This is a genomic window from Halobellus salinus (assembly GCF_014646875.1).
GTDB lineage: Archaea > Halobacteriota > Halobacteria > Halobacteriales > Haloferacaceae > Haloquadratum > Haloquadratum salinum.
This window is the reverse complement of record NZ_BMOC01000001.1, coordinates 97,774-124,704: the sequence shown is the minus strand read 5'-3', so window position 1 is coordinate 124,704 and position 26,931 is coordinate 97,774. Positions and strand designations below refer to the sequence as shown.

Here is a 26,931-nt window from a genome sequence, read left to right as displayed (position 1 = left end):
TAGGTCGTCGGCGACAAGAAGGGTGCGATGCGCAACCGGCCGGCTAATCGAACCGGAACGTCTCGAGGTTCCGCGGGGCGTACGTGCGCATCCCGAACTCCTGGTAGAGCCCCGAGGAGAACTGGTCGGTGGAGGCCTCGTCGCCGTGGACGCAGATGACTTCCTCCGGCCGGGGATTCATACTCCCGACGAAGTCCTCCAATCCCTGCCGGTCGGCGTGGCCGGAGAACCCGCTGACCGTCTCGACGTCGAGTCGGAGGGTCAACTGCTCGCTCCGGCCGCCGCGGTCGGAGAAGGGAATCTCCCGGCGGCCGCTCTGGATACGACGGCCGAGCGTGCCCTGTGCCTGGTAGCCCACGAAGATCAGCCGGTTGCCGGGGTCGTCGCCGAGGAGCTCAAGCCACGACATGATCGGCCCGCCGGTGACCATCCCCGACGTCGAGAGGATGATGCAGGGCTCCCCGCCCGCGATGTCCTCGCGCATCTCCTGGCCCCCGTCGACCTGCTGGAACTGGTCGGCGAGGAACGGGTTCTCCTCGTCGTGGAGGATCCGGTCGCGGAGGCCATCGCGGAGGAACTCCGGATACGCGGTGTGGATCGCGGTGGCCTCCCGGATCATGCCGTCGAGGTAGATGGGCATTGTCGGGAGCTTCCCCGTCCGCATCGCCTCCTCTAAGACGAGCATAAGCTCCTGTGACCGCCCGACCGCGAACGCGGGGATGACTACGGTGCCGTCCGTCGCCGCGGTCTCTCGGACGAGTTCGACCAGCCGCTGTTCGGAATCGTCCTGGTCGGTCTGGTAGTCGTCGCGGCGGCCGTATGTCGACTCCATCACCAGCGTCTCAACGCGGGGGAAATCGTTCGAGGCACCGTTGAACAGCCGGGTGTCGGTGTGGTGGATGTCCCCGGAGAACACGACGTTGTGAAAGCCGTCGCCGATGTGGAAGTGTGTGACTGCGCTGCCGAGGATGTGACCGGCGTTGTGGAACGTGAGCTTGATGTCCGGCGCGATGTCGGTCACATCGCCGTAGTCGACGGTGATGGTGTGTTTCAGCTCCTCGCGCACCATCTCGGAGGTGTACGGCGGCGTCCGCCCCTCCTTGGCGGCGACGTCGAGGTAGTCGAGCTGGAGCAGCCCCATCAGGTCCCGGGTGGGTTCAGTGGTGTAGATGGGGCCGTCGTAGCCGTATTTGAAGAGCAAGGGCAGAAGCGCGCTGTGGTCCAGGTGGGCGTGGGTCAACACGACCGCGTCAAGGTCAGCGATGGGGTTGGCCTCGGGGACTTGGAGGTACGGGACCTCACCCTCGGCGCCGGGCTTGTCGCCGCAGTCGATCAGCACCCGGCTTTCGGGCGTCGAGAGCACAAACGCTGCGCGCCCCACCTCCCGGCAACACCCGAGTGTGGTCACCCGAGCCCAGTCGGTGTCGTCGGTCCCCTGCCGGTGGATCTCCCGACCGACGCGTTCGAGGAAGTCCCGACGGCCGTCGCGCTCCTGCATGAGGAAGTTCCGGACGTTGTCGACGGTCGAAGACTCCATCGGCGGCGTTCGGAGGACTTCGGGCGTCCACCCGACTTCCTGAGTAATCTCCCGGAGGGTGCTGGCGCGGCGGCCGATCACCAGCCCGGGCTTTTCGGCTTCGATCAGGACCTCGCCGGTCGCGGGGTAGAACTCCAGGTTGGTGATCCCCGCGTCGTCGGGGATCAGACTCAGAATCTTGCGCTTCGCCTCCGCGGGGTCGAGCTGTACCCCCGCGGCGGGGCGGACGGTGATCCGCTTGCGGAGAACGCTCGCGAGCCGACGGATCAGGCCGTCGCGCTCGGCGAACTTCTTCGGCGTCTCGGTGTAGACAACGAGTTTCGGGCCCTCGTAGGCGACCCGAGAGACCACGAGGTCGTCCGGGATCTCGTCTTCGAGGCGTGCTCTGACGGATTCGAGCGGATCCGTGGTGTCGTTCGTGCTCATACGTGTCTGGAACGTCGTCGGCCGGAGCCACCAGAAGTCGAGGTCGCATCGCCGGTTGCGGTCGAGGCGTCGGCCCCGCCGGCTCCGGCCGGTCTGACGAGTTCGCTCACCGAATCTTACCTCACGGGGCTTATAAACGTTTTCAGTACGCCGCTACGGTTCGCTCACGCGGAGGACGGGCTTGATCGCGCTGCCGTCCTCAGAGGCCTCGACGGCGTCTTGGATCTCGTCGAAGTCGTAGTAGGACACGAGTTCGTCGAACGGGAACCGCCCCTGGCGGTAGAGTTCGATCAGGTCGGGGATGAACTCCTTGGGGTTGCTGTCGCCCTCCACGACGCCCGTGATCGACCGGCCGTTGAGGATGAGGTCGTTGACGTCGAAGCTCGCGCGGGTGCCGAGCGCCGGCGCCCCGACGACCGCGAGTTCCCCCCGCTGAGCCAGCGTCTCGATGGCCTGCTCGGCCACGTCTGGGACGCCCGTGGACTCGACGGCGTGGTCGACGCCGCCGCCGGTCTCCTCGCGGACCGCCTCCACGACGTCGTCAACCTCGCCGGGATTGACAGTCGCGGTCGCGCCGAGTTCCTCGGCCTTCGCCAACCGGCTCTCCTCGAGGTCGACCGAGACGATGTCGGTACAGCCCTTGATGTTCGCGCCGAGCAGCGCCGATAGCCCGACCGATCCGGCGCCGAAGATCGCGATCGACGACCCCGCCTGGGGGTTGAGGGTGTTGATCACGGCGCCCGCGCCCGTCTGGATTCCGCACCCGAGCGGCCCGAGGAGTTCGAGGGGAACGTCGTCGGCGACGGGGACGACGTTTCGTTCGGTCGCGATCGCGTGGGTCGCAAACGATGATTGGCCGAAAAATCGACCGCTGATCGCCTCGTCGCCGCGGGACAGCGGCGACGTGCCGTCCTCCGGACGGGCGCCGCCGAAGTTGTGCGCGAAGAAGTCCTCACAGTACGCCGGGTGGCCGGCGTTACAACTAGTGCACTCCTGGTCGGAGTCGAAACTCAGCACCACGCGGTCGCCGGGTTCCACGTGCGTGACATTGTCGCCGACCCGCTCGACGACACCGGAGCCCTCGTGGCCCAGTACCGCGGGGAGCGGTGTCGGATACATCTGATCACGCACGATCATATCCGTGTGACAGACCCCCGCGCCAACTACTCGTACGAGAACCTCGTTGTCCTGCGGCTCCTCGAGTTCGACCGTCTCGATCGTGAACGGTGCGCCTTCCTCGTTGGTGACCGCGGCCTGTATTTCCATTCCAAACGACCGTTCATCGCTCGTCATCCTAAAGATTCGCACTCCGACGGTCGCTTTCCGGAACCGTGTTGTTGGACGCGTATTCCGGGGGGAGGCGGGCCGACGAGGAACGGGGTGTCAGCCGGAAAATTTCACGAAACGGACAGATCCGTTTGGGTGTTACGAAGGTTTCCACACCCGAGTGGACAAGATTATATGCCAAAGAAGCAAACGTTCACTCAATGTCTGGGTCCGATCAGAATTGGTGGCCGAATCAACTGCAGTTGGACATCCTCGACGACAACGCACAGAACCTGGGGCCGCTAGAGGACGGCTTCGACTACGCTGAGGCGTTCCAGAGCCTCGACCTCGACGCGGTGAAAGACGACTTGGAGGGACTCATGACCTCCTCGCAGGAGTGGTGGCCCGCGGACTACGGCCACTACGGCCCGCTTTTCATCCGAATGGCGTGGCACAGCGCCGGTACGTACCGCACCGTCGACGGCCGCGGCGGCGCCGCCGGCGGCCGACAGCGCTTCGCGCCGATCAACAGTTGGCCCGACAACGCCAACCTCGACAAGGCGCGGCGTCTCCTCCTGCCGGTCAAACAGAAGTACGGCCGCAAGATCTCGTGGGCCGACCTGATGATCCTGGCCGGTAACGTCGCGATCGAGTCGATGGGGTTCAAGACGTTCGGCTTCGCCGGCGGCCGCGAAGACGACTTCAAAGGCGACGACGCCGTTGACTGGGGGCCCGAAAAGGAACTCGACACACAGGAGCGCTTCGAGGAGGCCGGCGAGATCCAGGGCGGCCTCGGCGCTTCCGTGATGGGCCTCATCTACGTGAACCCCGAGGGACCGGACGGCCAGCCCGACCCGATGGCGTCGGCGAAGAACATCCGGCAGACGTTCGACCGGATGGCGATGAACGACAAGGAGACCGCCGCGCTCATCGCGGGGGGCCACACTTTCGGGAAGGTCCACGGCGCCGACGACCCCGAGGAGAACATGGGGCCCGAGCCGAACGCCGCGCCAATCGAGCAACAGGGGCTCGGGTGGGAGCAAGATGGTGCCACGAGTGGCGCGATGATCACAAGTGGCATCGAGGGCCCGTGGACCTCCTCGCCGACCGAGTGGGACATGGGCTACGTCGACAACCTGCTCGAATACGAGTGGAAGCCCGAGAAGGGCCCCGGCGGCGCGTGGCAGTGGACGCCGAAGGAGGGCGAACTCGTCGCCCCGGCACCCGACGCCCACGACCCCGACGAGGATGTCACACCGATGATGCTCACGACGGACATCGCGCTGAAGCGGGATCCGGACTACCTCGAGGTGATGGAGACCTTCCAAGAGAACCCGATGGAGTTCGGGATCGCGTTCGCGAAGGCGTGGTACAAGCTCACGCACCGTGACATGGGTCCGCCCGAGCGGTTCCTGGGCCCGGAGGTCCCCGACGAGGAGATGATCTGGCAGGACCCCCTGCCGGACGCCGACTACGACGTCATCGATGCGGATCAGGCTGCCGAACTCAAGCAGACCGTCCTCAACTCGGAGTTGTCGGTGCCGCAGCTCGTGCGGACCGCGTGGGCGTCGGCGTCGACGTACCGCGACAGCGACAAGCGCGGCGGCGCAAACGGCGCCCGGATCCGGCTCGAACCCCAGCGGAGTTGGGAGGTCAACCACCCCGACGAGCTGGAGACCGTCCTCGACACATACGAGGGGATCCAGGCGGAGTTTAACGCCGCACAGTCGGACGACACCCGCGTCTCGCTCGCGGATCTGCTCGTGCTGGGCGGCAACGCGGCCGTCGAGCAGGCCGCGGCCGACGCCGGCTACGACGTCGAGGTTCCGTTCGAGCCGGGCCGAACCGACGCCACTCCGGAACAGACCGACACCAACTCCTTCGAGGCGCTGAGGCCGAAGGCCGACGGGTTCCGGAACTACCTCGGCGACGGACTCGACGAGCGCCCCGAGGAGACGCTCGTGGACAAGGCGGACCTACTGAACCTGACGCCCGCCGAGATGACGGCGTTGGTCGGCGGGCTCCGCGCTCTCGACGCGAACTACGACGGCTCGGATCTGGGTGTCCTCACCGACCGGCCGGGAACGCTGAGCAACGACTTCTTCGTGAACCTGCTCGACATGGGCACTGAGTGGGAGGAGGTCCCGACCGCCGAGCCGATCTACGAGGGGTACAACCGGACCACGGGTGAACTCGAGTGGGAGGCGACCCGCTTTGACCTCATCTTCGGGTCGAACCCCCGCCTCCGGGCTATCGCGGAGGTCTACGGTAGCGACGACGGCGAGGAGGAGCTCGTCCACGACTTCGTCGACGCGTGGAGCACGGTGATGCAGGCCGACCGGTTCGACCTGGACTGAAACGGAGTCGCGTACTGAACCGCCGGTCGTCCACCGCGTCTCCGGCACCTGACCACCACCGTTCGTAGGAGGTCCCACCACGGCCGCGGGTGCGGCCGCTGCGGCCGATCCGTCCCGCCAGATTCTTTATGCGGAAGGTGGTGGATTCGACCGAGCCGCCCTCCGTTCGGCTCGGTGCACCAATGGACACCGAACAGTTCGAATCCGCCACTACCCCCGACGACGAGACGTTTCGACTCGAAAACAGCTACACGCTCGACGCTGCGGTTGACGGCACGGTGATGGCCAAGGCCGGCTCGATGGTCGCCTACACCGGCGACCTGTCGTTCACCGGCCAAGCGAGCGCTGAAGGCGGCATTACCGGATTCCTCAAGGAGGCCGCGACCGGTGAAGGCACGCCCGTCATGGCGATCGAGGGGTCCGGAACCGTCTACCTCGCCGACCACGGCAAGAAGGTGCAGGTGCTCACACTTGCCGACGGCGACGCCATCACGGTCAACGGCGAGGACGTTCTGGCGTTCGACTCGGGCGTCGACTACGAAATCAACACGATCGACAGCCTCGCCGGGTCCTTCGCGGGAGGCTTCACCAACGTCTACCTCCAAGGTCCCGGAGCCGTCGCGATCACGACCCACGGCGACCCGGTCGTGGTCGAACCGCCGGTCTCGACCGACCCGGCGGCGACCGTGGCGTGGAGTGACACCTCCCCGACGGTCGAGGTGAACCGCAGCCTCTCGGACATGGTCGGTCAGGAGTCCGGCGAGCGCTACCAGATGACATTCGAGGGGCCGGACGGCTTCGTGGTCGTCCAGCCGTACGAGGAACTGTAGCCGGCGATCGGGGGCGACACGCCGCCGCGCCGCGCCCCGTAACCGGTCATTTATGGGGGCGCCTGCCGTAGTTGAGATGTGACTGAAGAATCAGGGCGTCGGAACCTTCGAATGCCCAACGACGACGAGCTGTTCGCCGTGGTTACCGAACACAACGGCGGGAACCACGTCCGCGTCCGGTGTGCGGACGGCACAAACCGGATGGGTCGGATCCCCGGCCGCATGAAATACCGCACCTGGATCAACGAGGGCGACGTCGTCCTCGTGGAGCCGTGGGACTGGCAGGACGAGAAGGCCAACATCGAGTGGCGGTACTCCGAGCAGGACGCCGAACAGCTCCGCGAAGAAGGACACATCGAGTAGCCCGGCAGCGGCCGACGCCCGCGTCCCGCTCGGTCCGACGGTAGTTTTCGTGGGGCCGTCTTCAACACTCACAGCGCTCGAGCCACAGCGTCGCTGATCCCGCGCCGAAACCGCTCGCTCCCGAACCGGTCCGGTGGCAGCACGGGCGGGTCGTCGGCCGCAGCGGCCGCCGCGACCAGGTCGATCGCCTCATCGACCGATCCGAACAGCCGGTTTTCGCGGCCGTTGAGCACCTCGCGCTGGCCGCCGCTATCGGGGGCGAACGCAACCATGCCGCTTGCGACGTACTCCGCGACCGACATCCCGAAATGCTCCCGCGGTTTGCAGTTCAGCCCGTATTTGTGGGTGCACAACAGTTCCTCCAACCGCGCCCGCGGGGCGTTCTGCTCGACTGTCACGTACGGGCGCTTGTCGGCCATCGACTCGACACGCCGGACGTACCGGCGGTACGACCGCGGCGCGGCGCCGACAACCTGAAGCGAGAGGTCGTGACCGCGCGCCCTGACCCCGTCGACGATCCGGACGGCGTCTCCGATCCGCTTGTCGGGCGCGAGCCGCCCGACGACGACGATCCCGTCCCGGCGCTCGCCCCACGCGTTCCGCCCCGCGATCGGATCCACCGGCGGGTGAAGCACCGACGGCCGGACCCCGTAGACGGTCTCGGTCACGCGCGCGGTCCACGCCGAGTTCGCGAGCAGCGTCGTCTCGTCGTCGAGGTCGTCGGATCGGGGGGCTCCGAGTCGACTCCACACGCGGTTCAGCCCCCCACCGTCGCCGTCGGGGAGTCGGTGGGTCCGGAACTGCGGGTAGTGGACGTACTGGACCGACGGGGTCGGCAGCGACACCTCGTTTGCGGTGCTCACCACGAGGTCGAACGCGCCCAGTTGCCTACCGACGGCCCGGCGGAGCAGGACGCTCCGGAGCGCCAGCTGCGGGCCGACCGCGGGGGCACCCGCCGACAGCATCCGCGCGAGGGGTTCCGCGCCGGTCGGCATCCGAACGTCGAGCGACGCCGTGTCGAGGTCGATCCCGAACCGCGCCGCGAGGTCGCCGGGATCGCTCTCCGAGATCGTATACAGGGTGACCGAGTGTTCGGCCTGGAGTGCCGCACACGCCGACAGACACACCACGTCGGCGCCGCCTTGGAAGTCAAGCGTGTTGTGAAGGATCGCGACCCGGGCCATACCCGTTCTACCGGCGGCGGCGGGATATACCGTCGGGGTTTCGGCCACCTCGTCAATGTTGGCGTCGGCGTTGACGTCGGCGGAACGCGGCCCGCGTGCTTTTGAGCGTCGGGTCCGACTACACGCTTATGAAGTGTGCGTTCGTCGGCGCGGGCGCGGTGGCGGAGCAGTACGCCACCGCCCTCGGCGACTCCCCGCTCAACCTCGCCGCCGTCTGTGACCTCGACGCAGCGCGTGCCGAGTCGCTGGCGGGGGCACACGGCGCCGCGGCGTACACCGACCTCGACTCGCTTCTGGCCGCCGAGTCGCTCCCACTCGTCGTGAACCTCACCAGCCACGCCGCCCACGCCGACGTCACCGAAACATGTCTCCGCGCCGACCGGCACGTCTTCAGCGAGAAGCCGCTCGCGCTCGACGCCGACCGGGCGGCCGACCTCGTCGCCACCGCCGATGACCGCGGGGTCGCGCTGGGGTGTGCGCCGATCAACCACCGGTGTGACGCCCAGCGTCACGCCGCCTCGCTCCTCTCGGACGGTCGGTTCGGCCCGATCCAGTTGGGGTACGTCCACGCCCACGTCGGTCGGGTCACGGCGTGGCACGACAGCCCCGATTCGTTCCTCTCGGTCGGGCCGCTCTACGACGGCGCGGTCTACCCGCTGTCGCTTCTGGCCGCGTGGTTCGGCCCCGTCGACCGCGTGCGGACCGCCGACGCCGTCGATGTCTGGCCCGACCGGGAGTCACGACGGCCCGACCGCCCTGCTCACGTTGAGGCGACCCTCCAGTTCGCTGCCGGCCCCGCGATCCGACTCACTGCGAGCCTCTACGCCCCGCACCGGAGCCGCGAGTTCACCAGCCTCGAACTCCACGGCGACGACGGGTCGATCTACCTTGCGGACGCGGGCGCACTCGCCGCCGACCCCGAGACGGTGCGCGTCGGCGGCGCGGGCCGGCCGTACGTCGCCGCCCCCCACCCGGCGCCGCGCCGGGCCCGGCCGTACCTCTCAGGCCCCGAACGGGTGGCCACCGCTATCGGGCGTGGGGACCGCCCGACCGACAGCGCCGAGCGCGCGGCCCACGTTGTCGCCGTGTGTAACGCCGTCGAGCGCGCGGCCGACGCCGGCGGAGCGGTCGACGTCCCCCCGGGCGACCTGGAGCCTCGGACTCCTGACACTCGGTCGCCGCGGGTCCGGCCGACACCGCCGTCGGAGCGTATCCGGCCCCCGGAGACGGACCGAGCGGCCGACGCCCCCGCTCGCCCCGCCGCGCTCCGGCTTCCCCCCGTCGGCTTCGGGTGCTCGCGGTACCGGGACGACGAGTACGTCGACCGGATCGACTCCATTGCAACCGCGGTCGATGCGGGGTATCGGCTGTTCGATTCGGCGGAACTGTACGGCAACGAGGCGCGGATCGGCGACCTGTTCGACGCGCCCGGGTCACCCGACCGCGAGGGGGTGTTCCTGGTCAGCAAACTCTGGAACACCAACCACGAACACGTTGCAGAAGCCTGCCGCGGCAGCCTCGACGAACTCGGGGTCGGCGCCCTCGACGCGTACCTCCTGCATTGGCCCGACGCGTGGGCCTACCAGGGGCCGCTGTCGGAGCTCGCGGAGCTCCCGCCCGACGACCAGGAGGCGGTGACGTTCCCGACCGACGGCGACGGCGACCCCGAAACCGTCGACGCGTCCATTGTCGACACGTGGCGGCGACTCGAACGCGTCCACGACCAGGGGCTCGCTCGGACGATCGGCGTCTGTAACGTCTCTTCCGACCAACTGGAGACGATCCTCGACGCCGCCCGCGTGCCGCCCGCGATTGTGCAGGTCGAATCCCACCCCTACCGCCCCAGAACCGACCTGATCGAGGCGTGTCACGCCGCGGGGATCCGAGTGCTCGCTCACTCCCCACTGTCGGCGCCGGGGCTGCTTGCGGAACCGGTTCTGGCTGAGATCGCCGCCGAACACGGGACGACGCCCGCGGCGGTCGCGGTCGCGTTCCACGTCGACCGGGGGGTCGTTCCGATTCCCGCAAGCGACGACCCCGACCACATCGCCGCGAACCTCGCGGCCGCGCGGCTCCGGCTGACCGACGCCGACCGCGACCGGCTCGCAGACCTCGCGGACCCGGAGTTCGACCGATGACCGACACCACGGCAGTTCCGACGACACTCCGGCGGGAGTGGGCGGCGGTCGCGGCCGCGATGGCGTTTCTCGTGGTCGGCGGCGCGTGGCTCGTGGCGCTGACGCTCGACGGCCAGGGTGCTGTTCTGCTTGAGGTTTTGGCCGACCTGATCCGGCTCTCGGCGCGGGGGATCGTCGACTTCGCGGACGCGATCTGGATCGCCACCGGGTTCGCGTCGGTGCGGTGGCTCACTCCCGTTGCGGCGGTGTCGGCGTTCCAACTGTGGTTCGCCTACCGCCACCTGGACGCCAACCGGCCGGACGGAAGGGATACGCCGGTCCCGGTCCACCGGTCGTTGGGGATCCCGAACCTCATCACTCTGGGGCGAGGGGCGTTGGTGGCCGCGGTCGTGGGGTTCGGGACGCTCACACCCCGCCCCGAGATCGCGTGGCTCCCGGCGGTGCTCTACGGGGCGGCCTGTGGGCTGGACTCCGTGGACGGGTTCCTCGCGCGCCGGACCGAGCGCACCACGCTCCTCGGCGCGAAACTGGACATGGCAATCGACACCACCGGATTCTTCGTGGCACCGGTGGTGGGGGTGCTCTGGGACCAACTTCCGGTCTGGTATCTGTCGCTGTCGGTGGCGCGCTACCTGTTCAAACTCGGGTGTTGGAATCGCCGTCGGCAGGGAAAGCCGGTGTTCGATCTACCGCCCAGTCTCCTCCGGCGGCCGCTTGCGGGGACACAGATGGCGTTCATCACATTCGCGCTGATGCCGATCGCGCCGCTCTCGATCGTCACACCGCTGGCTGCGGTGGTGCTTACGGCGTCGCTTGCGGTGTTCGTTCGTGACTCCCTCGTCGTCGCCGGGGTGTACCGGACGGGGGATATGTAACGGCTACCCCTCGTGGGCCGCCGACGGGCTCCGTGTGCTCGGTGCATCCGAGGCAGTCCCGGCGCTTCGGGAGGCGTATCCCGAGGAGTCGGCGGACGACGCCACTCGGGATGCGTTCGACGACGCGATCGCGGCACTGGCGGCCGACGCGGGTTCCGGCACCGACGACACCGACGCGTAACCCTTTGCGGTCGGCCGGCGTACAGGACGACAATGCACGCGACTGACGGGTTCAGGTTTGACTATCGCCCGGGCACGATCCGGGTCGGCACCGGGTGTGTCGACGAACTGGGCGCGGAACTCGGCAGCCGCGGGCTCGACCGGGCGCTGCTCGTGGCGGGGCGGACCGTCGGTACGACCCCTGCGGTCGTCGACCCGATCCGGGCCGGTGTCGGTGACCGACTCGTCGGGGAGTTCCCGGAGACGACCCCCGACAAGACGCTCGGCACCGCGCTCGCGGGGCTCCGGGCGGCACGGGCACACGACGCCGACGCGGTCGTCACGGTCGGCGGCGGCAGCACGCTCGACACCGCGAAAGTACTGTGTGCCCTCTCGACGCACGGCGACGCCGCCGCACAGGTCGCCGAGGAGGCGGTCGAAACGGGCCACCTCTCGGTTGCGGACGACGCCGACCCCCTCCCGATGCTCGCCGTCCCGACAACGCTCGCGGGTGCGGACCTCTCGGATCTGGCAGGGATCACGCTCACCCTCGACCGCGAGGTCACCGGGAACCGAACCCCTCCGAGCGGCGGCGTCCGCGACCCGCGGCTGATGCCGACGGCGCTGTTCTACGACGCCGACCGCTACCGGACCACCCCGACCCCCGTCCTCGCGGCGTCGGCGATGAACGGCTTCGACAAGGGCGTCGAAATGCTGTACTCCCCGCTTTCGACCCCGATCACCGATGGCACGGCCGCCCGCGGCCTCCGATTGCTCCGGTCAGGACTCGGGACCCTTCTCGACGATCCGATGGACGGCGACCGACTGGCCGACGTGCTCGCGGGGGTCGTGGCCGTCCAGTACGGCCTCGCCGGCACGGAGGGGTACCGCGCGTCGATCATTCACGCGTTCGGCCACGGCTTCTCCCACGGCTCCGGCGTCCACCAGGGCACCATCCACGGGATCGTCGCCCCCCACGTGCTCCGGTACGTCTTCGACCGGGTCGACGGCCGTCGGGACCTGTTGGCGTCGGCGCTCGGCGTTGCAGGCGCCGACGCGGATCCCGCTGAGGCCACCATCGACGCCGTCGCGGGCGTCCGTGACGACCTCGAGCTCCCCGCCCGGCTCCGCGACCTCAATGGCGTCGAGCGGGCGGATCTCCCGTCGATCGCCCGAGCGATCCGCGCCGACGACCTGCTCGGTGTCGCGCCCGACGGGATCGACCCGAGCATCGACGGGATCGAGTCGGTCCTCGACAACGCGTGGTAGCGTCCCGAACACGGGTCAGGCGTCGGCGTCTACGTCGGCCTCGTCGATCGCCGCCGCCAGCCGCGACCCCTCGGGGACGGCCTCGCGGAACGCGGCCGACTGCACGTCGACGTCACCGTTGACCGAGCAGAAGCCGAGCCCGCCGTGAGACGCGTTATCGAGGTTTACTAGAAACGCCACCGTCCGGGCGGCGGAGACCCCATCGACCGAGAGTTCGGGGGCAACTGAGGCGTAGAGCGACCGGTGCTCAAGCACGTGTTCGACACACCCGACTGTCGGCGCAAAAAGCAAAAGCAAACGAAGCCCGGGACCGTCACGACCCAGCCGGGTTCGGAGGTCGTGGGCGTCATCCCGGAAGAAGTACCGTTCGGCCCGTCGGTACTGCCGGAGGATCTCGTTGGCTCCCGACGCCATCCGGACGGCGGGATCGGCCTTCAACTCCGCGAGGTAACTCACCCGTTCCGGCGGCGCAGTGCGGGCGTAGACGTCGACAACGCCCCGGGTGCCGTAGTGGTTGTACGGCTCCTCCAGCCGGATTTCGGGGTCGTCGAACGTAGCCTCGAAATGGTCGACCACCGCCGTCGCCAGTTCGTCCTCCCGCATCGTCGGAAGGGAGTCTCCGCGCGGATATATGAACTCGGGTGTCGGCGCCGACCCGCGGCCGCCACCGCGACCCGTCACTCGTCACTTTCTTGCGCCACGGTCGGGAAGTTCGGGTATGCGCGCAAGCCTCGTACTCGCGGGCGGTCGCTCGACGCGGTTCGGCGACGCCGACAAGGCGGTCGCCGAGCTCGCGGGGACCCCGATGATCCGCCGGGTGGTCGACAGGGTTGCAGGCGCCGTCGACGAAGTGGTTATCAACTGCCGCGCCGATCAGGTCGACGTCATCCGCGACGCCCTGGGTGGGAGCGGTTTCGACCCGGCGTTCGCGGTCGACAGAGACCCAGACGAGGGGCCGATGGCGGGGATCGCCCGCGGGTTGGAAGCGGTTTCCGCGGCGTACACGTTCGTGGTCGCCTGCGATATGCCGTTCGTCGACCCCGCGTTCGTGGAGTTCCTGTTCGAGCGGGCCGCCGGCCGCGACGCCGCGGTGCCGCGCCCCGACGAGTGGTACCAGACCACACAAGCGGTCTACCGGACCGACGCGATGGCGGCGGCGTGCCGGCGGGCGCTCGACCGCGACGCACACCGGATCGTCGCGCCGCTCGCAGACCTCGACGAAGTCGTGATCGACGGCGACGAAGTCGACCGCGTCGCGGCCGCCGACACCTTCGACAATATCAACACCCGCGAGGAGTTCGCGGCGGCGAACGACCGATTCCGGGAGGCGTAGGCGGGTCCGACCGGCCACCGGCGCCCCGGTCACACCACGTCGACGACGGGATCCGCGGCGCGCATCTCCGCGAGCACGACCCGCGGCACGTTGACCCGGTCGTGGATCTCCCTGGCGACCTCGCGCGCGCTCGCTTCGAGGTCGGAGTCGTCGACCATGTTCAGTAGTGGAACGTACGTCGCGCCGTTCGGCACGTCCTTCCGGCCGCCGCGGTCGCTCGCGAACACGTCCGCCACGGCCGCGGCCGTGATCTCCTCGCCCGGTTCCAGCCCGGTGATCCGGTTCACCTCCGGGACCCGGTGGACCAACCCCTCCGAGAGCGGTTCGCCGACGACGTGAGCGCTCGCGATTGCAACCACCGTGTCGGCCGTTTCGGGGAGCCGTGGTTCGTGGTCGTCGGGCGCTTTGAACCGCCGCATCCGGGCGCCGTCGGCCTTCACCAGCATCGGCACGTCGAAGTCGGCGACGCGGTCGATGGTGTCGGGGTCGTACCCGCGGTACCGGTCCTCGCGTTCCTGCTCGGGCACGACCCCGAGCGGCCACTCGTCGGGGTCGGACCGGTCGAGTGCGGCCTCGACGGTCCCGACGGGGTCCTCGGTGATCACGACCCGTCCCGCCCACTCGTCGAAGATGGGGATCCGGACGGTCGCGGTGACGACCGCACGGTCCAACCGTCCGCCGAGCGCCGCCATCGTGGTTTTTTTGCCCCCAGCGCCGACAACACAGGTCGTCCCCGTGGCGGCTCCGAGCGCGCCGACGATGTCCATACCCGTGTCACGCCGCCGGCCCGCTTGAATCGTGTGGTCGGCGACAGCGACCCGCACCGCGGACCGACCCGGTCTCGGCGCCGCCTACGAGATCTCCGCGGTGATATCCGTCGAGGAGACCATGCCGACGAAGTCGTCGTCGACAACCGGGAGGTGGCTGATGCCGAAGTTCTCCATCATCGCAGCCGCCTCGGTGAGCCGCAACCCCGGCGGCACGGTCTCGACGGCGTCTGTCATCACCGCCGAGACGGGGGTATCCGCGGGATCTACCCCCTGTGCGACGGTGTCGATCACGTCAGTGCTGGTCACGATACCGACCTCGGTCGTCGGGACCAGGAGCGCGTTGATGCCCTCATCACGCATCAGGCTCGCGGCCTCAGCGACACTCGCGTCCGGGGTGATGGTCACGAGCGGCGTCGACATCACGTCGCGAACGGGCGTCGAACCGTTTGACATAGGTGTCCCGATGCGGGCGAGTGGCTTCGGTTTTTCGTCCGCGGTGTCGGGGGCGACCCTGACTACCCCTGGTAGCGCTTCCGCTCTTGGGTCGGGTGATCCTTGATATACACCTTGGTGTGGTCCGGCACGTCCTCAGTGATCCAGGAGTTGGCGCCGATGCTGACGTGGTCGCCCACCGTGATCGACCCGAGGACCTTCGTGCCCGCACCGATCACGACGTGGTCGCCGATGTCGGGGTGGCGTTTGTAGTCCTTCTTGAGCGCGTGTTCGTCGCCCTCTTCCTCCTCGAAATGGAGCGCCCCCAGGGTCACGTCCTGATAGAGCCGGACCCACTCCCCGACGGTCGCGCTCTCGCCGATGACAACGCCCGTGCCGTGATCGATAAAGAAGTATTCGCCGATCTCCGCACCCGGGTGGATGTCGATCCCGGTCCGGGTCTTGGCGTACTCGGTCAACTCGCGGGCGTACTCCTCGGCGCCGATGTCGTAGAGCACGTGGGCGACCCGCTGGACCGTGATCGCCAGGAACCCTGGATACGATCGGACGATCTCCATGTACGTCTTCGCGGCGGGATCACCCTTGTACGCCGCCTCGACGTCGCGTTTCAGCACGCGGCGGATCCGGGGCAGGCTGTCGAGGAGCGCCGACACCGTCTCGCGCGGACGCGTCTCGCCGTCGGAGTACGGACAGATACCCGCCCTGAACAGGTCGCCGATCGTATCGAGGTGGTCCAACACCGCGAGTTCGTCGCGGGCGAGTTCGGGGGCGTTCCAGCAGGTGGGAAACAGCAGTTCCTGTAGTAGCTCGACCTCCTCCCGACGGTGGTTACGGTCCGGAAAGCACGCCGTCACGCCGGTCGGGAACGGCTCGGAATCGTCCTCGTAGGCGGCAGAGAGCCGCTCGTGTGCGTCACCGTCGTATCGGTACTCCATACGTCCATTCACTCCAGGACGGTATTATATTTGTCCGGTCGGCCCTCACGGTGGCAGTCGCGGTCTGGGTGGCCGACTCCTGGACAACGAGGGTCCCGATGTTGGCGGGCGTGCCGGCTCGCTCGCCACCCGTGTACGGCGACACGTCGTCGCCGGCGGGATTGATCGCGTCGTTGAGCGGCGTTACCGACCGGAGCGCCTCGTCGTCACTCCCTCTCGGGCCGCAACCGCGACAGCCGCATCGCGTTTGCGGTCACGCCGACGGTCATCCCGGCATCGCCCGCGAGCACCGCGAGCCAGATCGGGACGTAGCCGAACGGCACTCCGACCGCGAGCAGCGCTTTTACGCCCAGGCTGGCCCAGACGTTCTGCCGAATCACCCTGGTGGCGTCGCCCGCGAGTTCGTAGAGGTACGGGAGCTTCGAGAGGTCGTCGGCCAGTAGCGCGATGTCGGCGGTCTCCAACGCGGTGTCGGTTCCCGCCGCACCCATCGCGATACCGACCGTCGCCGTCGCCAGCGCCGGCGCGTCGTTGATGCCGTCGCCGACCATTGCGACGCCGCCACCGCCGTCGCGCCCGTTGACGAGGTCATCGATCGCCGCGACCTTCTCGTCGGGCAGGAGTTCCGCGCGGAACCCGTCGACCCCGACCTCGCTGGCGACCGCGCGGGCGGTCCGCTCGTTGTCGCCGGTCAGCATCACCGTCCGCGAAACGCCGACGTCGCGCAGCCGGGCGACCGCGCGGGCGGCACCGGGTCTGACTTCGTCGGCGACCGCGATCACCCCCTCGATCTCGGTGTCGGTATCGCCGGACTGCGTCCGGCGGCCTGCCGGGCCGTGCCCGGCTCTGCCGACCAAGACGACCGTCTTGCCCTCCGACTGGAGTTCGGGGACGATCCCCGCCAGAAGGTCGACGCAGTCGTTCCGCTCGCAGAGCTGTCGGGAGGTCGTCGTCACCGTCCCGCCATCGGTCGCGGCGTGGACGTGCGAGAGGTCGAACCCGAGCTCCTCGAACAGCCCCGGCTTGCCCGCCACGTGGGGGGTGTCGTCCAGCCGACCGCGGACGCCCTTCCCGGTGAGGCTCTCGAACCTGTCAACGTCGGGTGCCGCCGACTCGGCGATCCCGGCGTCGCCCGCGGCGGCGACGATCGCCTCCCCCACCGGGTGTTCGCTCCGGGCTTCGAGCCCGCGGGCGCACCGGAGCACGTCCTCCTCCGAATTCCCGTTCACGCCGATCACGTCGGTCACGGCGAGCTCGCCGGTGGTGAGCGTGCCCGTCTTGTCGAACGCGACCGTGTCGACCGCGCCCATCGCTTCGAGGTGTGTGCCGCCCTTGATCAACACGCCGTTCTTCGCGGCGCTTGTGATCCCAGAGACCACCGAAACGGGCGTCGAGATGACGAACGCACACGGACACGCCAACACGAGCAGCGTCAGCCCGTAGACCAGCGCGGTCGGCCACGTCACGCCGAACACGAACGGGGTCGACAGGGTGACAACGATCGCGAAGGCGACGACCGCGGGCGTGTAGTACGCCGAGAACCGCTCGACGAACTGCTCGCGGTCGGTCGTGTCGGCCTGGGCGTCCTCAACCAGCCCGACGATCCGCGAGAGCGTGGTGTCGGTGGCGGCCGCGGTGACCCGGACCTCGAGGTAGCCGTTCTCAACGAGCGTGCCGGCGTAGACGTCGTCACCGGTGGTCTTATCCACCGGGACGCTCTCGCCGGTGATCGGCGACTGGTTCACCGCGCTGTCGCCGCCGACCACCTGCCCGTCGGCGGGGATCTTCCCCCCCGGCCGCACCACCACGACGTCGCCGGACGAGACGGCGTCGACCGGGACGGTCGCCTCTGTTCCGTCCCGTTTCACCGTGGCCTCCTCCGGGGAGAGGTCCATCAGCTCCCTGAGGGAGTCGCGGGCGCGGTCCATCGAATATCTCTCGAGGAGTTCGGCGAGGCTGAAAAGCACCGCGAGCGTCGCGGCCTCGAAGTACAGCGCCTCGCCGAACCCGACGCTTGCGAGCAGCGCCCCGAGGATCGCAACCGACATGAGGAAGTCGATGTCGAGTTGCAGGTGGCGCGCGGAGTAGTAGCCGCCCCTGAGGATCGCCTGGCCGCTCACCGCGACAGCGAGGACGAAGAGGGCGTCAGCAAGGTGGAGTTCGCTCCCGAGCACCGAGCCGACCTGGACGTTCGACCCGGTGACGAGGAACTCCAAGAGCAGGCCGACCCCGAGGACGACCGCGCCGATCCACGTCTTCACCGCGCGGGGGCTCCGCCAGACCGACCCGCTGTGTCCGCCTCCACCCTCGGCGTCGGCCTCGGGTCCCGTTTCGGTCACCTCGTACCCCGCCCCGCCGACCGCGTCGACGAGGTCCGGCACCGACACCGACCCGGCGTCGTAGGTGACCGTCACCCGACCGGTTGCGGGGGCGGTGTCGCGGTCGGAGACTCCTTCAACCCGGTCGAGAGCGGCCTCGACTTTGTTCGCACACGAAGCGCAGTCCATCCCCGGCACCTCGAACCGCGCGGTCGCTGCCTCTCGGCCCCCCGCGCCGGGGTCCGAGCCGCCGTTCACAGGGCTGTCTGACGGCCCCTTCCGCGCCCGGTCCCGTGTCGAAGGTGGCATTACTAGCCCAGAGCGGCTGGGCTCGTATTAACGTAGCTGCTATTCCCCCCGGACTGAATGATATTCCTTAGTACTATTCCGACGCCGAATTACTAACGTCGGGCTCGAACGACACCCGTCGCAGTGGCCAACAGCATCATAACGCTGCGGCCCGGACTTGTAGTACCCACGGCGTATGTGTGTCGAACTCGTTCAAACCGAACGACCGCCCGGTGTCGTGCGCCTGGATCTGTGTCCCGAAGGCGCCCGCCTCCTCCTCACGCGATGAACCGACACTCGCTTTATTTCACCGGTCCGTCGTCGGCGGCAATCAGGCCCACATCGGTCGAGGTGGCCGCCGACGAGGTGCTCGTGGAGACGCGCGTCTCGGGGATCAGCACCGGGACTGAACTCCTCATCTATCGCGGCGACGCCCCGACCGACCTGCCGGCCGACGAAACATTAGACACCCTCGACGGCGACCTCTCCTTTCCGGTCCGCTACGGGTACGCGGCCGTCGGCGACGTGGTTGACACCGGCTCCGAAGTCGACGACGAGTGGGTCGGCCGGACGGTGTTTGGGTTCACTCCCCACGAAACCCACTTTTCGTTGCCACCCGAGCGGCTCCTGACCGTGCCGGAGTCGGTCGCCCCCGAGGCGATGGCGACGTTCCCGTCGGTGGAGACGGCGACGTCGCTGGTGCTCGACGGCCGGCCACGGGTCGGCGAACGGGTGGTGGTCTTCGGCGCGGGCGTTGTCGGGTTGTGTACGATCGGCGTCCTGTCGTCGTTCCCGCTCGGTCGCCTCATCGCGGTCGAACCCATCGAGAGCCGCCGGAAGCGGGCCCGGGAGATGGGCGCGGACGCGGCGGTCGCCCCCGGACGCCTCGACGGCGTCCTCGACGTTGACGCCGACCACGACGGCGCTGATCTGGTGTACGAACTCTCCGGCACCCCGACGGCGCTCGACGACGCGGTGGCCGCGGCGGGCTACGACGGCCGCGTGATCGTCGGGTCGTGGTACGGCGACAAGCCGGCGACCCTCGACCTGGGGTCGACGTTCCACCGCGACCGGATCTCAATCGAGTCGAGCCAGGTGAGCACACTCGCGCCCGAGGCCCGCGGCCGGTGGGACAAACCGCGGCGGGCCGAGACCGCGGTCGAACGCCTGCGGGAGATCAACGCCGACGACCTCGTTACCCACCGCGTGCCGTTCACCGACGCCCCCGAGGCGTACCGCCTCCTCAACGACCGCGACGACAACGTGCTCCAAGTACTTCTCACGTATTCGAACTCATGACACGACCCCACACCGACCAGGCGTACGAACTGACCGTCACCAGAGCGTTCATCGCACAGCACTACCTCACGGTCCCGAACCCCGGGCCGGAGGGCGAGGTCAACAGCCACCGCTTCAGGGTGGAACTCCGGTTCGCCGGCCCGGAACTCGGCGAGTACGGCTACCTCGTCGACATCGACGCGGTGGACGACATCCTCGACTCCCTGGCGGATCGCTACCGGGACACGCTCCTCAACGACCTCCCGGAGTTCGAGGGACTGAACCCCAGCATCGAACACTTCTCCCGGCTGTTCGGCGACCGCGTCGCCGGCGCCCTGTCGAACCCGACGCCGACGCACCTGACCGTCCGGATCTGGGAGGACGACACGTCGTGGGCGAGCCACACGCGACGGCTCGACGGGTAGCCGGATGGAGCACGCCCTGCCGCGGTATCTGGAGTCGAAGCGGTCGGTCGACGAGCGGGCGCTGTCGATGCGGGTTCGCGACCGGTTTCTCGACGCGCTCCCGCCGGCGCCCACCATCCTCGAAACCGGGTGCGGGACGGGCGTCACCGTGCCCCGACTGGTGTCGTGGGGCGTCGACGGCGGCCGGTACGTCGGCGTCGACGCCGACGACCGGATCGTTGCGTTCGCGCGTCGCGTCCGCCCGAAGTCCCTCAACCGCGCGGGGTATACGGTCTCGGAGGGGTCGCCGCCGGCCGGAGACGGGACCGGCCGCTCGACCGACCCCGACCCGGAGTTCACGGTTGAGGGCCTCGCGGTCGGCTTCGAGACCGGCGACGCGCTTGAGGCGCTGTCGGCCGCCGAGGGCGTCGACGCGGTGATCGCTCAGGCGTTCGCCGACCTGGTTTCCCCTTCGGAACTGGTGTCGGCGGTCGAGTCCGCGCTCCGGCCCGGCGGGGTGGCGTACCTCCCGATCACGTTCGACGGCGGCACCATCGTCCAGCCCGACCACCCGGCCGACGACGCGGTTGAGGCGGCGTACCACGCCGCCATCGACGGCCGCCCGGGGCGGGACGTTCGGGCCGGGCGGCACCTCATCGACCTGTGCCGGAGCCGCGATGGCGACCTGCTCGCGGTCGGGAGTTCGGACTGGATCGTCCGCCCGCGCGGCGGCGAGTACCCGGCCGACGAGCGGTACTTTCTCGACCGGCTGCTCGGATTCGTCGAGGGGACGGTCCCGGCCGGTGACCGGACGGTCGAGGCGTTCGACGACTGGCTCTCGACCCGCCGCGACCAACTCGCCCGCGGCGAGTTGACCTACGTCGCCCACCAGTACGATCTACTCTACCGGACGCCGACCGGGTGAGCCGGGCGGCGATCGGTCCGGTGGCCTGTAACGACCACTCCCGCTGTGTCCCGCCGAGCGCTGCCCCCGTCGACAGCGCCCGGCGGACCGAGATCACGTGATCGTTACTGATCGACCGTGTACCGACGGTACCGACGGACCGCGTACCGGTAGCACCCGTACGGGACGCCCAGGGTGAGCAGGAGATACACCGCGAGCCCGGCCGTGGTGGCCGTTGTGAGCGCGACCCCAGAGAGGGCGTACCACGTGACGACGAGCGCGATCGCGGTCCCGCCGCCGACGACCGCGAGGTACGAGACCGTGACAAGCGTGGACGGGACCACGGTCTCCGACCCCCAGAACTCCCGTTCCTCGGAGATCGGATACGCCGTTCCGATGCCGACGGCGAAGGCCGCCGCCGGGAGGCACAGCACGCTCCCCACGACTCCGAACGCAGCGGCCGCGAGGGGTGCACCGAGCCACGCCCCGATCCCCGACAGCAGGCAGACCACCGGGACTCCGACCGCGAGTCCGGCCACCATCCGTCCCCGGACGATGGTTCGAGCGTCGGTTCCGGTGAGGAGCAGCAGGGGGAGCTGCGGCCGGTCGTCCCCCAGCGGGTTCAGTCCGAACGTCGCCCCCGCGAGGTACGTCCCGAGGCCGGCTCCGGTTCCGGCGACCAGCAGGCCGAGGGCGTCGCCGGACGACTGGACGACCGTCGACCCGATCGGGCCGAAAAAGAACACCACGATCACGAGGTGGCTGACCTCCTGGGGATGCCGCACAGCGCGAACCAGATGCCCCCACGCGATCCGCCCGCTCCGGGTCGCAGCGAACGGCCTCGGCGCGTCGAACCCGCCGGAGCCGGTCCGGCCTGTCCCCCCAGACTCGACCGTCGTGTCGCTGTACCACAGCGCCGTCGCCTGTCCGACCGCCACCGTCAGCCCGACGGGCGTGAGCACGAGAACGCCGGCGAGGACGGCGACCGCAGCGGGGGTGACCGGCTGCGACAGCGGCGTCCCCACGAACGCGAGCGCGACGTACTCGGTAACCGGCGCGACCGCGACGGTGTCGAGGAGCGACGCAACCGCGGTCGCGTCGTCCGCGAGCAACTGCCCCGCCATCTGTGATCCCGCGACCGCGAGGAGCACGCTCCCGACGCCGACCCACTTCGCCACGCGGCGGACGCGGGGCAGCCGGCGGAGGAGGCGCAGCGCGGCGATCCCGACGGCGTACCCCCAGACGGCGGCCCAGCAGACGGTCGGGACGGCGACGGCCGCAGCCGTCACCACGAGCGTCGGCGACCCGAGCCCGAGCGCGAACGCGACGACTGTCGCCGCGACCGGCAGCCCGATCCACACCGAGAGGCGGACGATCTCCGACCCGATCAGTCCGACGACGACCGCACGCGGGTGCACCGCGGTCAAAAGTAGTGCCTCGGCCTCCGACCCCCCGATCCGCTCGACGGTTCTGAACGCCGCGATCGAGACGAGGGAGACCGGCAGGAGTGTCGCCGCAGGGGCGAAAAACGGGATCGCGGAGACCGAGCGCGCGGCGCGCCCGATCAGGTACGTGGTCGGAAGCGTCACCACGAGGCCTCCGACGAAGAACAGGGCCGCGACCGCGAACCCCACGAGCCGCCGCCAGTCGGCGGTGGCCCGGCGCACGCTCCGGCGAAACTCCGCACGGGCGATGCGGCGGCCGTGACGCAGGTCACGCCGAACCGTCATCGCGCGTCAGTCCCCGTGCCGCCGGGCGAACCTGTTCTGTCATCCGCGTCTGCCGTCGCCGGGTCGCCCGGTGTGTCGCCCGTGTCCGTCGTCGCCTGCTCGTCCCGCCCGTCGTCGTCTGGTCGTTCGGCGCCGCCGGTGACCGCGAGGAACGCGTCCTCGAGCGAGCCACCCTCCCCCTCGGCGCGCGAGCGGACCGCCTCGGGTGTGCCCTCCGCGACGACCCGTCCGTCGAACAGCACCCCGACTGTGTCGGCGACGGCCTCGATCACCGGGAGGATGTGCGTCGAGAGGAACACGGTGGTTCCGGTGTCGCGGAACTCCACGACCGACTCGCGGATGCGGCGGGCCGCCCGGGGATCGAGCCCCGAGGTCGGTTCGTCTAAGAACACCACGTCGGGGTCGTGGAGGACGGTCTGGACGAACGCCGTCTTCTGTTTCATCCCCTTCGAGTACGCCCCGATCCGCTTGTCGGCGTCGTCCGTCAGGTCGAACCGGTCCAGATACCGGTCGATCCGGTCGGCGGCGACGTCGCCGGGGAGGTCACGGAGGTCGGCGACGTACTCCAGTTGCTCGCGCGCGCTGAACTCCTCGTACAGCGGCGGCGTCTCGGGCAGATACCCGACGCGAGGCGCGAACGCCCGGCGGTCGGCGACGTTGACGCCGTCGATGCGGACGGTGCCGGCGTCGGGCCGCGCGAGTCCGGTCAGGATCCGCATCGTGGTGGTCTTGCCTGCGCCGTTCGGGCCGAGAAAGCCGTACACCGTCCCGGTCGGAATCGAGAGCGACACGCCGTCGAGCGCCACCTCGCTGGCGTAGGTCTTCCGAAGGTCAGTCGCCTCGACGGCCGGATCCGAACTTCTGGAGGGCATCGATACCCAGTGGTTCGGATCCGACCGACTAACAAGTGTGGATGGGTGCACTGCGGGTTTCACCTTCGCTACGTTCGAACCGACAGCGCCACCGTGCGACGGCGACCGGGGGACCGTCGTACGGGGGAACCGCGGCACGTGGCAGCCGGGAGACGACCGGAGTCGGGACCGAACGCCGTCACCGACAAGTCCCGGAATCCCAGTCGCGCTTTCCAAAAACTACCAGAACAGAATACATTCTATAAATAGTAGGGTTCTTCAGCATATTGGAAACAGATCGATTCTATCGCACGAATACAACTAGATCAAAATACATATTTTGAAATGTATAATTCGGAGGTGAGACACAGTCACCTCATCCGAGACGCTTCGCGACGAAATCGATGTTCATCGCCAGCGCCGCCACGGCGAGCCCGACGACGGAGATCAGGATGAGGAACGTCGACACAACGCTCACCGTCGGCGTGAGCGACTGTCGGAGGGAGTTCCACGCCAACACCGGGATGGTCTGGGTCTGGAAGTTCGACAGGAACAGCGCCATCACGAACTCCTGGAGGCTGATGATGAACGCGAGCAGCGCCGACACGACGATGCCGTTCTTGACGTTCGGGAGGACCACGTGGACGAAGGCCCGGATCGGGTTCGCACCCAGATCCATGCCGGCGTCCCGCAGCTGCCAGTCGAAGCGCTGGAACACCGACTGCATAACGAAGAACACCAGCGGCGTCGCCCACAGGCTGTGAGCCAGGATGATTCCGATGTACGACGACTGCAGCCCCAGCGCGCTGAAGTACACCAGCAGGGTCACCCCCAAGATCACCGGCGGGATCAGGAGCGGCAGGATCACGACCGGCGTCAACAACCCACCCAGCCGCCCCTTCCGGGCTTCGAGCCCGAACGCAGCGGTGATCCCCATAAACGTCGCCAGGACGGTGGTCCCGATCCCGACTATGAAGCTGTTGTCGAACGCCCTGAGCCACTGGATGTCGGCGAAGAAGGCGCCGTACCACCGCAGCGAGAAACCCTCCGGCGGGAACTGGAGGTTCCCCGACGCCGAGAAGGACGTCGCGATCACGATGAAAATCGGCAGGAGCATCGCCACGAAGATCGTGGCGTACCCCAGCCGGAACGCGGCGACGCCCAACCTGTCTGACTCAAGCCGCATCCGAGACGTCACCCCCGAACCGGCCGAGGACGGCGTAGATGACCACGATGCTCACGAACATCAGGACGAGCATGATCGTCGACAGCGCGGTCGCGACCGGCCAGTTGAAGTTGAGCAGCATCTGCTCTTGGACTTCCAGCGCGAACGGCCGGTCGCTCCCCGCGCCGAGCAGTGCCGGGGCGGAGTACGCGCCGACGCTCCACGCGAAGGAGATGATGGTCGCGACGGTGATCCCCGGCATAATCTCCGGGAGGACAACCTCGAAGAACGACCGTGCGCGGCCGGCGCCGAGGTCCCGCGCCGCCTCGACGAGTTCCCACTCGACAGTCGAGAGAACGCTGTAGATTGCGAGCATAGCGTAGGGGAAGACGATGTACACCTGCCCGACGACGACGCCGAGCGTGTTCGGCACGACCTGTACCGGCGCGCTGAGCAGCCCGATCGCGAGCAGGAGGTTGTTGGCAGTGCCGTTCGGGGCGAGCAGCGGCACCCACGCGTACGTCTTGATCACGAGCGTCGTCAGGAGCGGGAGCACGACCGAAAACAGCAGCGCCGACTTGAGCAGGCCGTCGGCGCGCCACGTCGCGTACGCGTAGAACGTCGCGAGCACGACTGCCACCGCGGTCGCGATGATGCCGAGTCGGAACGAGTAGACGATGATCCCCTGGAGGAGCCCCGACTGCAACACCTCGAGGTACGAGGCGATCGTGAACGTCCCCTCGGCGTACGGGAGACTCTGGGACTGTTCGCTGACGCTGATCCGGACGAGCATCGCGAACGGGACGACGAAGATCAGCAACTCGAACAGGATCAGCGGGCTCATGAGGAGCAACGACCGCCGGGACCCCGACTGGGCCTCGAACGGCGCCCAGAGCCGATCCAGAGTCGAACTTCCGGTTTCGACGCTCATCACTCGTCCCTCACGCGGCTGCCGTCGGGACGGAACACCAGGATGTCGTCGGTGTTCCACCCGAGTTCGACCTGCTCTCCCTCCTCGATCCCGGTCTGGTCGGTCACGCTCTGCTCGACGAACAGGTGCTCGCCGCCGGTGTCGACCACGTAACGGATACTCGACCCGCGGTAGATGGTGTTCTCGACGGATCCGACGACGGTGTCACCGCCGGTCCCGTCGGCGCGGGCCGCCGTTCCCTCCCGCTCGTTGGCCCCGTTCGACCGTCGGATCTGCATAAACTCCGGGCGGAGCGAGACCGTGAACGACGCTCCGGGCTCGACTGCGTCGGCCGCCGGCACTCGGATCGTCGCGCCGAACTCCGTGGAGAGGCGGCCGTACTGGTCGTTGACGTCGGTCACCTCGCCGGCAACGAAGTTGGTGTCGCCCAGGAACTCCTCGACGAACCGGTTCGTCGGGTTCCGGTACACCTCGGTCGGTTCCCCGACCTGCACCAGTCGGCCGTCGTTCATAATTCCGATCCGGTCGGCGAGCGTGAACGCCTCGTTCTGGTTGTGGGTGACGTAGACGAACGTCTTGTCGAACTCCTTGTGGATGTCCTTGAGTTCGATCTGCATCTCCTCGCGGAGCCGCTTGTCGAGGTTCGACAGCGGTTCGTCCAGTAGGAGCACGTCAGGGTCGACCGCCAGCGACCGGGCCAGGGCGACGCGCTGTTTCTGCCCCCCGGAGAGGTCGGTGGGACTGTGCTCCTCGTACCCGTCCATGTGGACGCGTTCGAGCATGTCGCGCGCCTTCTGCTGGCGCTCGTCCGTGCCGTCCCCGCGCATCTTGAGCCCGAACGCGACGTTCTCTAAGACGGTCTTGTACGGGAACAGCGCCCAGTTCTGGAACACCATCGAGGTGTCGCGGTCGTACGCCGCCTGATCGGTGACGTTCTCGCCGCCGATGTACACCTCGCCGGACGTGGGCGTCTCGAGCCCGCTTATCATCCGCATCGTCGTCGACTTCCCGCACCCACTGGGGCCCAGCAGGCAGAGTAGCTCCCCGTCGCGGATCGACAGGTCGACGTCGTCGACCGCCTGGAGGTCCCCGTACGACTTCGAGATCCCCTCTAAGGTTATATTTGACATCTGGTGTTGCCCCGTGAGTACGCCTTCCCGCGTGCGA

At 68.5% G+C, this 26,931-nt stretch carries 24 protein-coding genes; 11 read left to right on the top strand and 13 right to left on the bottom strand.

Going from position 1 to position 26,931, the window contains the following annotated elements; all coding sequences use genetic code 11:
- Positions 1-43: 43 nt before the first annotated feature.
- Positions 44-1,963: a beta-CASP ribonuclease aCPSF1 gene (locus IEX72_RS00580; RefSeq protein ID WP_188785396.1), complete on the bottom strand. Its 1,920-nt coding sequence runs from the start codon at positions 1,961-1,963 to the stop codon at positions 44-46.
- 153 nt (positions 1,964-2,116) lie between these two features.
- Positions 2,117-3,256: an NAD(P)-dependent alcohol dehydrogenase gene (locus IEX72_RS00575; RefSeq protein WP_229663681.1), complete on the bottom strand. Its 1,140-nt coding sequence runs from the start codon at positions 3,254-3,256 to the stop codon at positions 2,117-2,119.
- 194 nt (positions 3,257-3,450) lie between these two features.
- On the opposite strand from IEX72_RS00575, the gene katG reads away from it, so the two are divergent.
- The 3 genes from katG (at position 3,451) to eif1A (ending at position 6,779) form a co-directional block, all read left to right on the top strand.
- Entirely contained in the window at positions 3,451-5,586 is a 2,136-nt protein-coding gene (katG, locus tag IEX72_RS00570; protein ID WP_188785394.1) for a catalase/peroxidase HPI, read from the top strand.
- Positions 5,587-5,768: 182 nt separating this feature from the next.
- Positions 5,769-6,416 carry an AIM24 family protein gene (locus tag IEX72_RS00565; RefSeq protein WP_188785391.1) on the top strand — a complete coding sequence of 216 codons (648 nt, stop codon included), beginning with the start codon at positions 5,769-5,771 and terminating at the stop codon, positions 6,414-6,416.
- A gap of 78 nt (positions 6,417-6,494) precedes the next feature.
- Positions 6,495-6,779, top strand: coding sequence for a translation initiation factor eIF-1A (eif1A, locus tag IEX72_RS00560; RefSeq protein ID WP_188785389.1), 285 nt, complete (start codon positions 6,495-6,497; stop codon positions 6,777-6,779).
- Positions 6,780-6,847: 68 nt separating this feature from the next.
- On the opposite strand, the gene IEX72_RS00555 is transcribed toward eif1A, so the two are convergent.
- The gene (locus tag IEX72_RS00555) at positions 6,848-7,963 is read right to left on the bottom strand and encodes a glycosyltransferase (RefSeq protein WP_188785387.1); all 1,116 of its coding nucleotides are present in this window, start codon (positions 7,961-7,963) and stop codon (positions 6,848-6,850) included.
- Positions 7,964-8,091: 128 nt separating this feature from the next.
- Here IEX72_RS00555 and IEX72_RS00550 point away from each other — a divergent pair, with 128 nt between their 5' ends.
- From IEX72_RS00550 to IEX72_RS00535, 4 genes are read left to right on the top strand one after another with little or no spacing between them, the layout of a single operon-like run.
- A complete protein-coding gene (locus tag IEX72_RS00550) occupies positions 8,092-10,101 on the top strand; it encodes an aldo/keto reductase (RefSeq protein ID WP_188785385.1) in 2,010 nt (669 codons plus the stop codon).
- The gene (locus IEX72_RS00545; RefSeq protein WP_229663680.1) at positions 10,098-10,976 is read left to right on the top strand and encodes a CDP-alcohol phosphatidyltransferase family protein; all 879 of its coding nucleotides are present in this window, start codon (positions 10,098-10,100) and stop codon (positions 10,974-10,976) included. Before IEX72_RS00550 ends, IEX72_RS00545 begins: the two co-directional genes overlap by 4 nt.
- A 34-nt stretch (positions 10,977-11,010) precedes the next feature.
- Positions 11,011-11,157, top strand: coding sequence for a hypothetical protein (locus IEX72_RS00540; protein ID WP_188785384.1), 147 nt, complete (start codon positions 11,011-11,013; stop codon positions 11,155-11,157).
- A gap of 32 nt (positions 11,158-11,189) precedes the next feature.
- Positions 11,190-12,404 (top strand): iron-containing alcohol dehydrogenase family protein, encoded by a 1,215-nt coding sequence (locus IEX72_RS00535; RefSeq protein ID WP_188785382.1) that lies wholly within the window; start codon positions 11,190-11,192, stop codon positions 12,402-12,404.
- 15 nt (positions 12,405-12,419) lie between these two features.
- Here the strand turns inward: IEX72_RS00535 and IEX72_RS00530 are convergent, their stop codons facing one another.
- Positions 12,420-13,007 carry a hypothetical protein gene (locus IEX72_RS00530; RefSeq protein ID WP_188785380.1) on the bottom strand — a complete coding sequence of 196 codons (588 nt, stop codon included), beginning with the start codon at positions 13,005-13,007 and terminating at the stop codon, positions 12,420-12,422.
- A gap of 115 nt (positions 13,008-13,122) precedes the next feature.
- On the opposite strand from IEX72_RS00530, the gene IEX72_RS00525 reads away from it, so the two are divergent.
- Positions 13,123-13,737 carry a molybdenum cofactor guanylyltransferase gene (locus IEX72_RS00525; RefSeq protein ID WP_188785378.1) on the top strand — a complete coding sequence of 205 codons (615 nt, stop codon included), beginning with the start codon at positions 13,123-13,125 and terminating at the stop codon, positions 13,735-13,737.
- A 29-nt stretch (positions 13,738-13,766) separates the two neighbouring features.
- Here the strand turns inward: IEX72_RS00525 and yqeC are convergent, their stop codons facing one another.
- The 4 genes from yqeC to IEX72_RS00505 all read right to left on the bottom strand — a co-directional run bounded on the left by yqeC (position 13,767) and on the right by IEX72_RS00505 (position 18,522).
- Entirely contained in the window at positions 13,767-14,504 is a 738-nt protein-coding gene (gene yqeC / locus IEX72_RS00520; protein ID WP_188785376.1) for a selenium cofactor biosynthesis protein YqeC, read from the bottom strand.
- Between the two features lie 84 nt (positions 14,505-14,588).
- The gene (locus tag IEX72_RS00515; RefSeq protein ID WP_229663679.1) at positions 14,589-14,960 is read right to left on the bottom strand and encodes a CBS domain-containing protein; all 372 of its coding nucleotides are present in this window, start codon (positions 14,958-14,960) and stop codon (positions 14,589-14,591) included.
- Positions 14,961-15,022: 62 nt separating this feature from the next.
- Positions 15,023-15,895 carry a serine O-acetyltransferase EpsC gene (gene epsC / locus IEX72_RS00510; RefSeq protein WP_188785374.1) on the bottom strand — a complete coding sequence of 291 codons (873 nt, stop codon included), beginning with the start codon at positions 15,893-15,895 and terminating at the stop codon, positions 15,023-15,025.
- 206 nt (positions 15,896-16,101) lie between these two features.
- Entirely contained in the window at positions 16,102-18,522 is a 2,421-nt protein-coding gene (locus tag IEX72_RS00505) for a heavy metal translocating P-type ATPase (RefSeq protein ID WP_188785372.1), read from the bottom strand.
- A 264-nt stretch (positions 18,523-18,786) separates the two neighbouring features.
- Between IEX72_RS00505 and IEX72_RS00500 the strand changes: the two genes are divergently transcribed.
- Genes IEX72_RS00500 through IEX72_RS00490 form a run of 3 tightly spaced genes read left to right on the top strand, consistent with a single transcriptional unit; the run spans position 18,787 to position 21,108 of the window.
- A complete protein-coding gene (locus tag IEX72_RS00500; protein WP_188785370.1) occupies positions 18,787-19,800 on the top strand; it encodes a zinc-dependent alcohol dehydrogenase in 1,014 nt (337 codons plus the stop codon).
- Positions 19,797-20,204 (top strand): 6-pyruvoyl trahydropterin synthase family protein, encoded by a 408-nt coding sequence (locus IEX72_RS00495; protein WP_188785368.1) that lies wholly within the window; start codon positions 19,797-19,799, stop codon positions 20,202-20,204. Before IEX72_RS00500 ends, IEX72_RS00495 begins: the two co-directional genes overlap by 4 nt.
- 4 nt (positions 20,205-20,208) lie before the next feature.
- On the top strand, positions 20,209-21,108 hold the full coding sequence (locus tag IEX72_RS00490) for a class I SAM-dependent methyltransferase (RefSeq protein WP_188785366.1): 900 nt from the start codon (positions 20,209-20,211) through the stop codon (positions 21,106-21,108).
- Between the two features lie 104 nt (positions 21,109-21,212).
- On the opposite strand, the gene IEX72_RS00485 is transcribed toward IEX72_RS00490, so the two are convergent.
- The 5 genes from IEX72_RS00485 to IEX72_RS00465 form a co-directional block, all read right to left on the bottom strand.
- Positions 21,213-22,817, bottom strand: coding sequence for a hypothetical protein (locus IEX72_RS00485; RefSeq protein ID WP_188785363.1), 1,605 nt, complete (start codon positions 22,815-22,817; stop codon positions 21,213-21,215).
- Entirely contained in the window at positions 22,814-23,689 is an 876-nt protein-coding gene (locus tag IEX72_RS00480) for an ABC transporter ATP-binding protein (protein ID WP_188785361.1), read from the bottom strand. Before IEX72_RS00480 ends, IEX72_RS00485 begins: the two co-directional genes overlap by 4 nt.
- Before the next feature lie 355 nt (positions 23,690-24,044).
- Positions 24,045-24,854 carry an ABC transporter permease gene (locus IEX72_RS00475; protein ID WP_188785359.1) on the bottom strand — a complete coding sequence of 270 codons (810 nt, stop codon included), beginning with the start codon at positions 24,852-24,854 and terminating at the stop codon, positions 24,045-24,047.
- Positions 24,844-25,764, bottom strand: coding sequence for an ABC transporter permease (locus IEX72_RS00470; RefSeq protein ID WP_188785357.1), 921 nt, complete (start codon positions 25,762-25,764; stop codon positions 24,844-24,846). Before IEX72_RS00470 ends, IEX72_RS00475 begins: the two co-directional genes overlap by 11 nt.
- Complete coding sequence (locus tag IEX72_RS00465) at positions 25,764-26,894, bottom strand: ABC transporter ATP-binding protein (protein WP_188785355.1); 1,131 nt, start codon at positions 26,892-26,894, stop codon at positions 25,764-25,766. The genes IEX72_RS00470 and IEX72_RS00465 overlap by 1 nt, the downstream gene beginning before the upstream one ends.
- Between the last annotated feature and the right edge of the window lie 37 nt (positions 26,895-26,931).